Here is a 12,886-nt window from a genome sequence, read left to right as displayed (position 1 = left end):
CCGTAAGCAGGCTCAGGCCAGCGCCTTGAGCTGGTCCGCCTGGTGCTCGCGCAACAGGGCGCCGACCAGTTCGTCCAGGTCGCCCTGCATGATCTCGGGCAGGCGGTACAGGTCCAGGCCGATGCGGTGGTCGGTGACCAGATTGTCCTTGTAGCGGTAGGTGCGGATGCGCTGGCTGCGGTCGCCGCTGCCGACCTGCAGGCGGCGCGACTGGGCCTGCTCGGCGGTCTGCTTGGACTGGGCTTCGTCGAGCAGGCGCGCTTTCAGCAGGCTCATCGCGCGGGCGCGGTTCTTGTGCTGGCTGCGCTCGTCCTGGCACTCGACCACGATGCCGCTGGGCAGGTGGGTGATGCGGATCGCCGAGTCGGTCTTGTTGACGTGCTGGCCGCCGGCGCCGGAGGCGCGGAAGGTGTCGACCTTCAGGTCGGCCGGCGCGATCGGGATGTCCTCGATGTCGTCCATCTCCGGCAGCACCGCCACCGTGGCGGTGGAGGTATGCACGCGGCCCTGCGATTCGGTGGCCGGCACGCGCTTTACGCAGTGCACGCCGGATTCGAACTTCAGGCGCGAGAACACACCCTGGCCCTCGATGCGCGCAACGATTTCCTTGTAGCCGCCGTGCTCGCCGGCGTGCTCGTTGAGGATTTCCACGCGCCAGCCCTGGCGCTCGGCGTAGCGCGCGTACATGCGGAACACGTCGCCGGCGAAGATCGCCGCCTCGTCGCCGCCGGCGCCGGCACGCACTTCCAGGAACAGGTTGGCTTCGTCGCGCGGATCCTTCGGCAGCAGCAGGACCTGCAGTTCGCCGTCCAGTTCGGCCAGGCGCGACTCGAGGCGGGCGACATCGTCGGCGGCCAGATCGCGCATGTCCGGATCGGCCAGCATCTGGCGCGATGCGTCGAGGTCGCGCCGGGCCTGGTCGTGTTCGCGCAGCGCGGCGACCACCGGTTCCAGCTGGGCGTATTCGCGCGACAGCTCGCGGAAGCGCTGGCCGTCGGCAAGCACCTCCGGCTGGGCCAGCAGCAGGCTGACTTCTTCGTGGCGTTCGGCGAGCGATTCGAGTTTGCGGCGGATGGATGGCGTCATGGTGCGGGCAGGGAGAAGGGAGGGGACGCGGCCGTGCAGGCCATGGCGGGAGCGTGCGGTGCAGGCCCGCTAGGCTTCGCCGTCCGGTTCCTTTTCGTCCAGCCCGTACAGGCGTCCGGCCGCGTGCAGCAGTTCCATGTCGCCGGCCAGCGCGGCTTCGCGCAGGCGGGCGCTGGGATGATGCAGCAGCTTGTTGGTGAGCGTGTTGGCGAGGAAGGCCAGCGCCTCGTCGGCCGACTTGCCGCGGGCGAGCATGGCGCGCGCCTTCTCCAGCACTTCGTCGCGATGCGCTTCGGCATGCTGGCGCATGTCCACCGCCGGGTTGCGCAGGGTGAGCGCGCGGCGCCAGGCCATGTAACGCTCCACCTGCAGGTCGATGATGGCGTCCGCCTCGCGGGCGGCGGCCTCGCGCGAGCGGCGATTGTCGTCGATCACCTGGCGCAGGTCGTCGATGCCGTAGAGGAAGACGTCTTCCAGTTCGCCCACGGCCGGCTCGATGTCGCGCGGCACGGCGATGTCCACCATGAACATCGGCTTGCGGCGGCGCACGCCGATGGCCTTCTCCACCATCGGCCGGGTGACGATCGGCGTGCGCGCGGCGGTGGAGGAAATCACGATGTCGGCTTCGGCCAGGTGCTGCGGCAGGTCGTGCAGGCCGATGGCGTAGCCGCCGTGGCGGCTGGCCAGTTCCTGCGCGTTCTCCAGCGTGCGGTTGGCTACGATCAGGCGGCGCACCTGCTTGTCGGCCAGGTGCCGCGCGGCCAGCTCGATGGTGTCGCCGGCGCCGATCAGCAGCACGCAGGCCTGCTTGAGGTCGGTGAAGGCCTGCTCGGCCAGGCGCACCGCGGTGAACGCCACCGACACGGTATGCGCGCCGATGCGGGTGTCGGTGCGCACGCGCTTGGCCACCGCGAAGGTGTGCTGCAGCAGGCGGTCCATCGGCGCGCGCAGGGTCTGCGCGTCGCGGGCGACCTGGTACGCGTCCTTCACCTGGCCGAGGATCTGCGGCTCGCCCAGCACCATCGAGTCGAGGCCGGTCGCCACGCGGAACATGTGACGCACGGCGGCATCTTCGTCGTGGCGGTAGAGGAACTCGTCGAGCTTGCCGGGAGTCAGCTGATGGTGCCGGCCCAGCCATGCCTCCGGCACGCCTTCGGCGCCGGCGGCGACGCTGACGTAAAGCTCGGTGCGGTTGCAGGTGGAGAGGATCATCGCCTCTTCCACGCCGGGCTCGCGGCTCAGCTCCTGCAATGCAGGGCCGGCGTTCGCTTCATCGAACGCCACTTGCTCGCGCAACTGGACCGGCGCGGTGAGGTGATTGAGCCCGAGGGCGATCAGCGGCATGGTGAGGATCGTTTGGGAGCGGCGGGCATCCGCGGCGTAAACTAGGCTGCGGTACCGGCCGTTCCCGAGGCGGCGACGGCTGTAATGATGGATAACGGAGAATAGTGTGCTGAGCAGGTGGGCCAAGTTCAAGCAACTGCGGCATTTTGCGATCTGCGCCATCGGCCTGGCGGTCCTGGCCGGATGCGCCACGGCACCGGGCCAGCAGGCTTCCCGGCCGGCCTCCCGGCAACCGCTGGACCACCTGGCGGTGGTCACCCCGGATACCGATCACGACCTGATGGCCCAGTTGCTGGCCGGCGAGATGGCGATCGTGCGGACCGACCTCAAGGCCGCCACCGAGGCCTATGCCAAGGCGATGGCGCTGAGCAACGACCCGCGCGTCGCCCAGCAGGCCACCGAGCTGGCCACGGCCACCCACGACACCGCGCTGGCCGGCCGCGCCATCGAGCGCTGGCAGGAACTCGGCGCCAAGCCCGCCGAACTGGCCATGGTCCGCGCCCAGCTGGCGCTGGACCGCGGCGACACCGACGAGGCCAATCGCCAGCTCGACAAGTTGATCGCCACCGGCGACCCGGACGCCTGGCGCCGCTTCGGCCGCGTCCTGCTGACCAGCCGCGACAGCGCCGTGGCGGCGCGCCTGCTGGAGTCGCTGGCCACGCCGCAGCGGCTGCCGGCCGATCCGCAGGCCTGGCTGGCGATGAGCGAGCTGGGCGACAAGCTCGGCCGGCACGCCTATGCGCAGCAGCTGGCCGATGCCGCGATCAAGCGCTTCAACAGCGCGGAGACCTATGCCTGGTCGGCGCAGCTCAAATACCGCAACGGCGACCGCGCCGGCGCGCAGGCCATGTTCCAGAAGGCGCTGGGCCGCGAACCGAAGAACGCCAGCCTGCGCCTGGCCTACGCCACCCTGCTGGGGCAGAACGGCGACTATGCCCAGGCCGCCAAGGTGCTCGACAGCGGCCCGCAGAACACCGAGACCTACGCGCTGCGCGCCACCCTGGCCGCGCGCGCCAGCGACACCAAGGCGATCGCGCGGATCTACGCCCAGCTGCAGCGCGCGCCGCACGACGTGCGCGACGGCAACGGCTTCCTGCTCGGCACCCTGGCCGAGATGCTGGACAAGAACGACGAGGCGCTGGACTGGTACAGCCAGGTGCCGGACGAGGACGAGCACGCCTTCGAGGCCGACCTGCGCAGCGCCATCCTGCTGCACAAGATGGCGCGCATCGGCGAATCGCACGCACTGCTGACCCAGATGCAGACCGACTACCTCGACCAGCCGGCGCAGCTGCGCCGCGCCTACGAAGTAGACGCCAGCCTGTACATGGCCGAGCAGAAATTCCCCATGGCCGAGGCGGCCTTCAGCCGTGCCCTGCAGGTGGTGCCGGACGATCCGGAACTGCTCTACGGCCGCGGCCTGGCCTATGCCGAGACGGGGCAGACCGACAAGGCGGTGGCCGATTTCCGCCGCCTGCTGCAGCTCAAGCCCGACGACATCGACGCCACCAATGCGCTGGGCTACACCCTGGCCGACGCCGACCGCGACCTGCCCGAGGCGGAGAAACTGATCCAGACCGCCCGCGCGGCCAAGCCGAACGACCCGGCCATCGCCGATTCCTGGGGCTGGCTGCAGTACCGCCTGGGCCACCTGGACCAGGCCGAGCAGACCCTGCGCGCCGCCTGGCAGGCGCGCAAGGACGCCGATGTCGGCGTGCACCTGGGCGAAGTGCTGTGGAAGCAGGGGCGGCAGTCGGACGCGCAGCACGTGTTCGATGAAGTGCGCCGCATCGATCCCAAGAGCAGCACCCTCCACGACACGCTGAAGCGATTGAATCCATGAGGACTTTCCTGCGCATCACGGCGGCGGCGCTGCCGCTGCTGCTGGCCGCCTGCGCACCGGCGCCCGCCGTCCGCGTGAAGGGCGACGCCGCCCTGCTCAACGAGCAGGAGGCGCGCGAGCGGGTCCTGGCCGGCACCGACCATTGGGTGCTGCAGGGCAAGCTGGGCATTTCCGACGGCAAGGACGGCGGCAGCGGCACGCTGAACTGGTCGCAGGACGGCGAGCGCTACGAGTTCACCGTGCGCTCGCCGGTGGTCGGCAAGAGCTTCCGCCTCAGCGGCGGCCCCGACGGTGCGCTGCTGGAAGGTGTCGACGGCGGCCCCCTGCGCGGGCCGGATGCCGAGTCGCTGATGCTCAAGGCGCTGGGCTGGGACGTGCCGCTGCGCGACCTGCGCGCCTGGGTGCTCGGCCTGCGCGCCGACGGCGGCCCGGCCGAGCTCAGCTTCGGCACCGACCGCCTGCCGTCGCTGCTGCAGCAGGATGGCTGGAACGTGGACTACCGCGAATGGGACGCCACCCGCCAGCCGCCGGTGCCGAAGAAGGTGTTCGCGGAGAAGCCGCCGTACCGGGTACGGCTGTCGATCGACTCCTGGACGTTCCAGTAAGGCCGCACCGCGGGTAGGCTTGGCGCCCCCGCGGCCAGGCGCCGTCAGTCGGAATCGACATGAGCTACAGCATTCAGCGCGCCGTGCCAGCGCAGGTAGAGGCGCTGTGCGCCATCGAACGCGACGCCATGGAGCTGTTCCGCGGCCATCGCGCCTGGCGTTTCTACGCCCCCGTGACCATGCCGCCGGAGCTGCTGCGGCTGGCGACCGAGCGCGGCCTGGTGTGGGTCGCGGTCAGCGATGCGACGGGCGAGCCGGTCGGCTTCGTCTGGCTGGATACCGAGGACGAGGCCGGCATCGGCCTGGCCGAGATCGACGTACTGCCGGACTGGGGCGGCAAAGGCATCGGCGCGGCCTTGCTGGAGCATGCCTGCGCCTGGGCCCGCGCCGCGGGTTATCGGCAGATCACCCTGGGCACCCTGGCCGATGTGCCATGGAATGCGCCGTTCTACGCCAAGCATGGCTTCGTCGAGGTCGACAAGCGCGACCCGGCCTTCGCGTTCGCGCGCGAGCGGGACCTCGAAAACGGCTTCCCCGACGACCTGCGCGTGTTCATGAGCCGCACGCTGGAGCCGCCGGGGCCGGAGGGTTGGACCGTCTGGCCCGCGCCGGCCAAGCTGAACCTGTTCCTGCGCATCACCGGGCGCCGTCCCGACGGCTACCACGAGCTGCAGACGGTGTTCCGCCTGCTGGACTGGGGCGACGAGGTGCGGCTGCGGCCGCGCCTCGATGGCGTGGTGCGGCGCCTCACCGAGGTCCCCGGCGTGCCGGAAGAACAGGACCTGGCGGTCCGCGCCGCGCGCCTGCTGCAGCCGCATGCGCCGGCCGGCGCCGGGGTGGAGATCGAGGTGGAGAAGCGCATCCCCATCGGCGGGGGGCTGGGCGGCGGCAGTTCGGACGCGGCCACGGTGCTGGTCGCGCTCAATCATCTGTGGGGCGCCGGCCTGTCCGAGGACGAACTGGCCGGGCTGGGGCGCCAGCTCGGCGCCGACGTGCCGGTCTTCGTGCGCGGGCGCTCGGCCTGGGCCGAGGGGGTGGGCGACCGGCTGCAGCCGATCGTGCTGCCGCAGCGCTGGTACGTGGTGGTCGATCCGCGCGAACAGGTGCCCACCGCCGAGCTTTTTCAAGCGTCTGAATTGACACGAAATGCTCCGCCAGCCACAATTTCATCCTTTGCTTCGGGCGAAACAGCCGAAAACGTCTTCGAGCCGGTCGTACGCGCGCGCCATCCCCGGGTGGCCGCGGCGCTGGGCTGGCTGAACGAGTTCGGTCGGGCGAGGCTCTCCGGCAGTGGCGGTTGCGTGTTCCTCGAGACCAAGTCGCAGGAACGGGCGGAATTCGTCGCCGAGAAATGCCCGCCCTCATGCTCGGCCCATGTGGCCGTCGGCGTGGAGCGTTCCCCGTTGCAGGAGGCCCTGGCGCGCCATCGCGGCGCCGCCTGAGCCGCAAGCATCAAGCTCCGGCGCGCCGCGAGGCGGGCCGGAGCCAAAAAAATTCACTGGGGCGTCGCCAAGCTGGTTAAGGCACGGGATTTTGATTCCCGCATGCGCAGGTTCGAATCCTGCCGCCCCAGCCACTTCGAAATCGAGATGGCCAAAGGCTCACCGCAATGACCGTGGACACGTCCACCCCGATGCTCTTCACCGGCAATGCGCACCGCGCCCTGGCCGAGGATGTCGCCACGCGGCTGGGCGTGCCGCTCGGCAAGGCGCTGGTCGGCCGCTTCAGCGACGGCGAGACGCAGATCGAGATCGAGGAGAACGTCCGCCGGCAGGAAGTGTTCGTGATCCAGCCGACGGGCGCGCCCAGCGCGGAGAACCTGTTCGAGCTGCTGACCCTGGTGGACGCGCTCAAGCGCGCCTCGGCGGCCAGCGTGACCGCGGTGATGCCGTACTTCGGCTATGCCCGCCAGGATCGCCGCCCGCGCTCGGCGCGCGTGCCGATCACCGCCAAGATGGTGGCCAAGATGATCGGCACCGTCGGCGTGGACCGTGTGCTTACGGTGGACCTGCACGCGGACCAGATCCAGGGCTTCTTCGACATCCCGGTGGACAACGTCTATGCCTCGCCGCTGCTGCTGGCGGACATCTGGCGCAACCACTCGATGGACAACCTGATCGTGGTGAGCCCGGACGTCGGCGGCGTGGTGCGCGCCCGCGCGCTGGCCAAGCGGCTGGACGACGCGGACCTGGCGATCATCGACAAGCGCCGCCCGAAGGCGAACGTGGCCACGGTGATGAACATCATCGGCGATGTCGACGGCAAGACCTGCGTGCTGGTCGACGACATCGTCGACACCGCCGGCACCCTGTGCGCGGCCGCCGCGGCGCTGAAGGAGCGCGGCGCCCGCAAGGTGGTGGCGTACTGCGTGCATCCGGTGCTGTCCGGCGCCGCGATCAGCAACATCGAGAACTCCCAGCTCGACCAGCTGGTGGTGACCAACACCTTGCCGCTGCGCCCGGAAGCCCAGGCCTGCGCCAAGATCCGCCAGCTGTCGGTGGCCGAACTGCTGGCGGAGACGATCCGCCGCATCGCGTTCGGCGAATCGGTCAGCTCGCTCTACGTGGATTGATTGGAAGGGAATCGGGAATAGGAAATAGGGAATCGGAAAAGCCAGAGCGCACCCTCGATTCCCTATTCTCTATTCCCTGTTCACTCAAAAAGTTTCCGACTCCCTTGGTCGCGAGGGAGTCACCCCAGCCGCCGCGAGGCGGATCACAACCTGAAGTAGGAATCGCCAACATGGCACAGATTCATGAAATCAAGGCCGAGAGCCGCAAGGACGAGGGGAAAGGTGCGAGCCGCCGCCTGCGTCGTGCGGAGTTCGTGCCGGCCGTCGTCTACGGTGCGGGCCAGCCCCCGGAAAGCATCCAGATCTTCCACAACACCATCCTGCTTGCCGCCAAGAACGAGTGGTTCTTCTCCTCGGTGCTCGACCTGAACATCGACGGCAAGGTGCAGAAGGTGCTGGTGCGCGACTGGCAGAAGCATCCGTTCAAGCAGCAGATGCTGCACATGGACTTCCTGCGCATCAACGAGAACGAAGCCGTTCGCGTCAACGTGCCGCTGCACTTCCTGAACCAGGAGAAGTCCCCGGCCGGCAAGACCTCCGGCGTGGTGATCTCGCACAACCTGACCGAAGTGGAAGTGTCCTGCCTGCCGAAGGACCTGCCGGAGTTCATCGAACTCGACCTGTCGGACCTCAAGCCGGGCGACATCATCCATCTGTCGCAGGTGAAGTTGCCGAAGGGCGTCGACGTGCCGGCCCTGCACCAGGGTGCCGACCACGACATCGCCGTGGTCACCGCCAACACGGTGAAGGAAGAAGTCGAAGAGGCCCCGGCCGAGGGCGAAGCCGCTCCGGCCGACGCCAGCAAGGACGCCAAGAAGTAAGTCGCACGTCCGCCCGCGCCTTCCCGGCGCGGGCGGACGCCGCGTGCTTGCCGGCTATCCATGGCGGGTCTGCGCCTCATCGTCGGACTGGGCAATCCCGGTGCCGAATATCTCCGAACCCGGCATAACGCCGGGTTCTGGTTTGTGGACGCCCTTGCGGCGGGGCAGGGCGAGCGCTGGGGCTTCGACGGCAAGCTGCACGGCGAGACCTGCAAGGTCCGCATCGGCGGCGAGCCGGTATGGCTGCTCAAGCCGGCCACTTTCATGAACAAGAGCGGCCTCGCCGTGGCTTCGGCGCTGCGCTACTACAAGATCGAGCCGGCCCAGTGCCTGCTCGCGCACGACGAGCTGGACCTGGACGCCGGCACGGTGCGCCTGAAGTTCGACGGCGGCCACGGCGGCCAGAACGGCCTGCGCGACACCATCGCCCACCTCGGCCACGCCAAGTTCCATCGCCTGCGCATCGGCATCGGCCATCCGGGCCACAAGGACAAGGTCACGCCCTGGGTGCTGGGCCGTCCGTCCGCCAGGGACGAGGACGCCATCCTGGACGGCATCGCGCGCGCGCTGGACGTGCTGCCGCTGGCCGTTTCCGGGCAGTTCGACAAGGCGATGCAGCAGTTGCACACACCAGGGAATAGGGAATCGGGAATGGGGAATCGCTGAGCGATTCGCCTGGGCCGGTTCTACTATTCCCCATTCTCCATTCCCTATTCCCGGATCTACCCATGGGCATCAAATGCGGCATCGTCGGCTTGCCTAACGTCGGCAAGTCCACCCTGTTCAACGCGCTGACCAAGGCCGGCATCGCCGCCGCCAACTTCCCGTTCTGCACCATCGAGCCGAACGTCGGCGTGGTGTCGGTGCCGGATGCGCGCCTGCAGGCGCTGTCGGACATCGTCAATCCGCAGAAGGTGATCCCCACCGCGGTCGAATTCGTCGACATCGCGGGCCTGGTCGCCGGCGCCTCCAAGGGCGAGGGCCTGGGCAACAAGTTCCTGGCGCACATCCGCGAGGTGGACGCCATCGCGCACGTGGTGCGCTGCTTCGAGCACAGCGACATCGTGCACGTGGCGGGCAAGGTCGATCCGATCGCCGACATCGAAACCATCGACACCGAGCTGGCGCTGGCCGACCTGGATTCGGTCGAGAAGGCGCTGAACCGCGCCGAGCGCGCGGCCAAGGCCAACGACAAGGAGGCCATCGCCAGGAAGCCGGTGCTGCAGAAGCTGGCCGCCGGCCTCAACGAGGGCAAGGTGGCGCGCAGCCTGGGCCTGGACGAGGAAGAGAAGGCGCTGGTGCGCGACCTGTTCCTGCTCACGCTGAAGCCGCTGATGTACATCGCCAACGTGCGCGAGGACGGTTTCGAGAACAACCCGCACCTCGACGCCGTGCGTGCCCGCGCCGCCGTGGAGGGCGCCGAGGTGGTGCCGGTGTGCGCGGCGATCGAAGAAGAAATGTCCCAGCTGGAAGACGCCGACCGCGACGAGTTCCTCAAGGACCTGGGCCTGGACGAGCCGGGCCTCAATCGCGTGATCCGCGCCGGCTACAAGCTGCTCAACCTGCAGACCTATTTCACCGCCGGCGTGAAGGAAGTGCGCGCCTGGACGATCAAGCGCGGCTTCACCGCCCCGCAGGCGGCCGGCGTGATCCATACCGATTTCGAGCGCGGCTTCATCCGCGCCGAGACGGTGTCGTACGACGATTTCATCCAGTTCAAGGGCGAGGCCGGCGCCGCCTCGGCGGGCCGCCTGCGCAAGGAAGGCAAAGACTACGTGGTGAAGGACGGCGACGTGCTGCACTTCCTGTTCAACGTCTGACGTTTATCGCTTGAGCATCGAAGGCGGCGGCACCTCGCGGTGTCCGCCGCTTTTTCGTTGCGGGGCGGACGCTGCCAGACTGTGCGGGTCGCCCGGGAGGTCGGAATGTCCGCGAAAACCGGTTCGCTGCGCATGCGCCTGGGTCGCCCTGAAGATGCCCGGGCGATCGGCCTGCTGGTGCGCCGGGTGGCGCGTCGCTGGGTGGTGCCGGATCAACCCCGGCGGGTAGGGCGGGCGATGCTGGCGCGTTTCAGCGCCCGCGGCTTCCGCGAGCGGATGCTGGCCGGGCAGCGTTTTCACCTGGCCTTCCTCGGTCCCGTGCTGGTCGGCGTGGCGGGGATGCGCGACGACAGCCACCTGGTGCAGCTGTTCGTCGGCACGCGCTACCAGGGCCGCGGCATCGCCGGAAAGCTGTGGCGGCGGACCATGCGCGACGCCATCCGGCGCGCCGGCACCCGCCGCTTCACCCTGAATGCCTCGCGCTGCGCCGTGCCGGTCTACCGGCATCTGGGCTTCGTGCCGACCGGGCCGGAAGGGCGCTCGCCGAAGGGCGTGGTCAGCACCCCGATGGCGCTTACCTTGCGCCGCGCCGGGACGCGCGGGCCGGCGGCATAATAGGCGCCCTTTCACCAGCCGGAGCCTCCATGTCGGGCACGCAGCACGAAGTCAGTTTCCGTTTCCTCGCCCAGCCGACCGACGTCAATTTCGGCGGCAAGGTGCACGGCGGCATGGCGATGAAATGGATCGACCAGGCCGGCTACGCCTGCGCGGTGGCATGGAGCGGGGCGTATTGCGTCACCGCATCGGTGAGCGGCATCCAGTTCGTGGCGCCGATCCTGATCGGCGACCTGGTGACCGTGCGTGCGCGGCTGATCCACACGGGCCGCTCCAGCATGCACATGGCGGTGGACGTGCTGGCGCGCGATCTGCGCAAGGACGAGCACCGCCTGGCGACCAGCTGCGTGATGGTGTTCGTCGCGCTCGACAGCCCCGAAGGCAAGCCCACGCCGGTGCCGGTCTGGGAGCCGCGCGACGAGGCGGAACGGCAACTGCAGGCGCAGGCAAAACGCCTGATGGACCTGTCCAAGGAGATGGAGCAGCTGATCGACGCGAAGGCGCTTGCGGACGGCTGAGCACGGCCGCGCGCAAGCGATCATTCGCAGGCATTGCGCAGGGATTTTTTGCGTCGTCGGGTGTTGACAGAGCCCGGCCCGATCCACACAATAGCCGTTCTTTGTTGGAGGAATACCCAAGCGGCCAACGGGGGCAGACTGTAAATCTGCTGGCTTACGCCTTCGGTGGTTCGAATCCACCTTCCTCCACCAGACGAGTTCCGCGTAGGCGGGAGTAGTTCAACGGTAGAACCTCAGCCTTCCAAGCTGATGGTGCGGGTTCGATTCCCGTCTCCCGCTCCATTGATCCTGCTCCAATAGAATTCGGTCTGGCAGTTTTCGTGCTCATGTAGCTCAGTCGGTAGAGCACTTCCTTGGTAAGGAAGAGGTCGCTGGTTCGATTCCAGTCATGAGCACCACTTAGTTGGTCTTCGCGGTTATCGCCTTCCTTCTTTTTCGTTATCTGACTCCATCGGGGTTTAGCGCGCATGGCAAAGGGTAAGTTCGAACGCACCAAGCCGCACGTCAACGTCGGCACGATCGGTCACGTGGACCACGGCAAGACGACGCTGACGGCGGCGCTGACGAAGGTGGGTGCCGAGCGTTTCGGCGGCGAGTTCAAGGCGTATGACGCGATCGACGCGGCGCCGGAAGAGAAGGCACGCGGCATCACGATTTCGACGGCGCACGTGGAATACGAATCGCCGACGCGCCACTACGCGCACGTGGACTGCCCGGGCCACGCCGACTACGTGAAGAACATGATCACGGGTGCGGCGCAGATGGACGGCGCGATCCTGGTGTGCTCGGCCGCGGATGGCCCGATGCCGCAGACGCGCGAGCACATCCTGCTGTCGCGCCAGGTGGGCGTGCCGTACATCGTGGTCTTCCTGAACAAGGCGGACATGGTGGACGACAAGGAGCTGCTCGAGCTGGTCGAGATGGAAGTGCGCGAGCTGCTGTCGAAGTACGAGTTCCCGGGCGACGACACCCCGATCATCGTGGGTTCGGCGCGTGCGGCGCTGGAAGGCGACCAGTCGGACATCGGCGTGCCGGCGATCATCAAGCTGGTGGAAGCGCTGGACACGTACATTCCGGAGCCGGTGCGTACGCTGGACAAGCCGTTCCTGATGCCGGTGGAAGACGTGTTCTCGATCTCGGGTCGCGGCACGGTGGTGACCGGTCGTATCGAGACGGGCATCATCAAGGTGGGCGAGGAAATCGAGATTGTCGGTATCCGCCCGACCACCAAGACGACGGTGACCGGCGTGGAAATGTTCCGCAAGCTGCTGGACCAGGGCCAGGCGGGCGACAACGTGGGTCTGCTGCTGCGCGGCACGAAGCGTGACGACGTGGAGCGCGGCCAGGTGCTGGCCAAGCCCGGTTCGATCACGCCGCACACGGACTTCGAGGCCGAGGTGTACGTGCTGTCGAAGGACGAGGGTGGCCGTCACACGCCGTTCTTCAAGGGCTACCGCCCGCAGTTCTACTTCCGCACCACCGACGTGACCGGCGCGATCGAGCTGCCGGAAGGCGTGGAGATGGTGATGCCGGGCGACAACGTGAAGATGAAGGTGACCCTGATCGCGCCGATCGCGATGACGGACGGCCTGCGCTTCGCGATCCGCGAAGGCGGCCGCACCGTCGGCGCCGGCGTCGTCGCCAAGATCACCAAGTAAGTAG

The 12,886-nt window shown here is 68.2% G+C and carries 12 protein-coding genes and 4 tRNA genes; 14 read left to right on the top strand and 2 right to left on the bottom strand.

Features of this window, described 5'->3' with window-relative positions; all coding sequences use genetic code 11:
- Positions 1–12: 12 nt before the first annotated feature.
- Entirely contained in the window at positions 13–1,086 is a 1,074-nt protein-coding gene (gene prfA / locus BM172_RS20715) for a peptide chain release factor 1 (RefSeq protein WP_026636690.1), read from the bottom strand.
- 69 nt (positions 1,087–1,155) lie between these two features.
- Positions 1,156–2,430 (bottom strand): glutamyl-tRNA reductase, encoded by a 1,275-nt coding sequence (gene hemA, locus BM172_RS20710; protein WP_026636689.1) that lies wholly within the window; start codon positions 2,428–2,430, stop codon positions 1,156–1,158.
- 106 nt (positions 2,431–2,536) lie between these two features.
- Between hemA and BM172_RS20705 the strand changes: the two genes are divergently transcribed.
- The 14 genes from BM172_RS20705 (at position 2,537) to tuf (ending at position 12,882) form a co-directional block, all read left to right on the top strand.
- Entirely contained in the window at positions 2,537–4,273 is a 1,737-nt protein-coding gene (locus BM172_RS20705) for a tetratricopeptide repeat protein (RefSeq protein WP_026636688.1), read from the top strand.
- A complete protein-coding gene (lolB, locus tag BM172_RS20700) occupies positions 4,270–4,878 on the top strand; it encodes a lipoprotein insertase outer membrane protein LolB (protein ID WP_026636687.1) in 609 nt (202 codons plus the stop codon). Before BM172_RS20705 ends, lolB begins: the two co-directional genes overlap by 4 nt.
- Positions 4,879–4,937: 59 nt before the next feature.
- Positions 4,938–6,320 (top strand): 4-(cytidine 5'-diphospho)-2-C-methyl-D-erythritol kinase, encoded by a 1,383-nt coding sequence (ispE, locus tag BM172_RS20695; RefSeq protein WP_026636686.1) that lies wholly within the window; start codon positions 4,938–4,940, stop codon positions 6,318–6,320.
- Positions 6,321–6,377: 57 nt separating this feature from the next.
- A tRNA-Gln gene (locus BM172_RS20690) sits at positions 6,378–6,454 on the top strand.
- Positions 6,455–6,511: 57 nt separating this feature from the next.
- On the top strand, positions 6,512–7,450 hold the full coding sequence (locus BM172_RS20685; RefSeq protein WP_035324213.1) for a ribose-phosphate diphosphokinase: 939 nt from the start codon (positions 6,512–6,514) through the stop codon (positions 7,448–7,450).
- Between the two features lie 170 nt (positions 7,451–7,620).
- Entirely contained in the window at positions 7,621–8,271 is a 651-nt protein-coding gene (locus BM172_RS20680; RefSeq protein ID WP_026636684.1) for a 50S ribosomal protein L25/general stress protein Ctc, read from the top strand.
- Positions 8,272–8,331: 60 nt separating this feature from the next.
- On the top strand, positions 8,332–8,937 hold the full coding sequence (pth, locus tag BM172_RS20675; protein ID WP_026636683.1) for an aminoacyl-tRNA hydrolase: 606 nt from the start codon (positions 8,332–8,334) through the stop codon (positions 8,935–8,937).
- Positions 8,938–8,999: 62 nt separating this feature from the next.
- Positions 9,000–10,091 (top strand): redox-regulated ATPase YchF, encoded by a 1,092-nt coding sequence (ychF, locus tag BM172_RS20670; RefSeq protein ID WP_026636682.1) that lies wholly within the window; start codon positions 9,000–9,002, stop codon positions 10,089–10,091.
- Between the two features lie 105 nt (positions 10,092–10,196).
- Complete coding sequence (locus tag BM172_RS20665; protein ID WP_035324179.1) at positions 10,197–10,706, top strand: GNAT family N-acetyltransferase; 510 nt, start codon at positions 10,197–10,199, stop codon at positions 10,704–10,706.
- A 29-nt stretch (positions 10,707–10,735) separates the two neighbouring features.
- Positions 10,736–11,224: an acyl-CoA thioesterase gene (locus tag BM172_RS20660; protein ID WP_026636680.1), complete on the top strand. Its 489-nt coding sequence runs from the start codon at positions 10,736–10,738 to the stop codon at positions 11,222–11,224.
- Positions 11,225–11,330: 106 nt separating this feature from the next.
- Positions 11,331–11,416, top strand: a tRNA-Tyr gene (locus tag BM172_RS20655).
- A 16-nt stretch (positions 11,417–11,432) separates the two neighbouring features.
- Positions 11,433–11,506: transfer RNA gene (locus BM172_RS20650), tRNA-Gly, on the top strand.
- A gap of 40 nt (positions 11,507–11,546) precedes the next feature.
- Positions 11,547–11,622: transfer RNA gene (locus BM172_RS20645), tRNA-Thr, on the top strand.
- Between the two features lie 69 nt (positions 11,623–11,691).
- Entirely contained in the window at positions 11,692–12,882 is a 1,191-nt protein-coding gene (gene tuf, locus BM172_RS20640) for an elongation factor Tu (protein WP_026635830.1), read from the top strand.
- Positions 12,883–12,886: the final 4 nt, after the last annotated feature.

Origin of the sequence: Dyella marensis (genome assembly GCF_900112865.1) — a bacterium.
Lineage (GTDB): Bacteria > Pseudomonadota > Gammaproteobacteria > Xanthomonadales > Rhodanobacteraceae > Dyella_D > Dyella_D marensis_A.
This window is presented reverse-complemented; position numbering and strand designations above follow the sequence as displayed.

Coding starts and splice junctions, on each gene's coding strand:
- pth (WP_026636683.1), top strand. CDS start 8,332: ATGGCGGGTCTGCGCCTCATCGTCGGACTGGGCAATCCCGGTGCCGAA.
- lolB (WP_026636687.1), top strand. CDS start 4,270: ATGAGGACTTTCCTGCGCATCACGGCGGCGGCGCTGCCGCTGCTGCTG.
- BM172_RS20680 (WP_026636684.1), top strand. CDS start 7,621: ATGGCACAGATTCATGAAATCAAGGCCGAGAGCCGCAAGGACGAGGGG.
- BM172_RS20685 (WP_035324213.1), top strand. CDS start 6,512: ATGCTCTTCACCGGCAATGCGCACCGCGCCCTGGCCGAGGATGTCGCC.
- BM172_RS20660 (WP_026636680.1), top strand. CDS start 10,736: ATGTCGGGCACGCAGCACGAAGTCAGTTTCCGTTTCCTCGCCCAGCCG.
- tuf (WP_026635830.1), top strand. CDS start 11,692: ATGGCAAAGGGTAAGTTCGAACGCACCAAGCCGCACGTCAACGTCGGC.
- BM172_RS20665 (WP_035324179.1), top strand. CDS start 10,197: ATGTCCGCGAAAACCGGTTCGCTGCGCATGCGCCTGGGTCGCCCTGAA.
- ispE (WP_026636686.1), top strand. CDS start 4,938: ATGAGCTACAGCATTCAGCGCGCCGTGCCAGCGCAGGTAGAGGCGCTG.
- prfA (WP_026636690.1), bottom strand. CDS start 1,086: ATGACGCCATCCATCCGCCGCAAACTCGAATCGCTCGCCGAACGCCAC.
- ychF (WP_026636682.1), top strand. CDS start 9,000: ATGGGCATCAAATGCGGCATCGTCGGCTTGCCTAACGTCGGCAAGTCC.
- hemA (WP_026636689.1), bottom strand. CDS start 2,430: ATGCCGCTGATCGCCCTCGGGCTCAATCACCTCACCGCGCCGGTCCAG.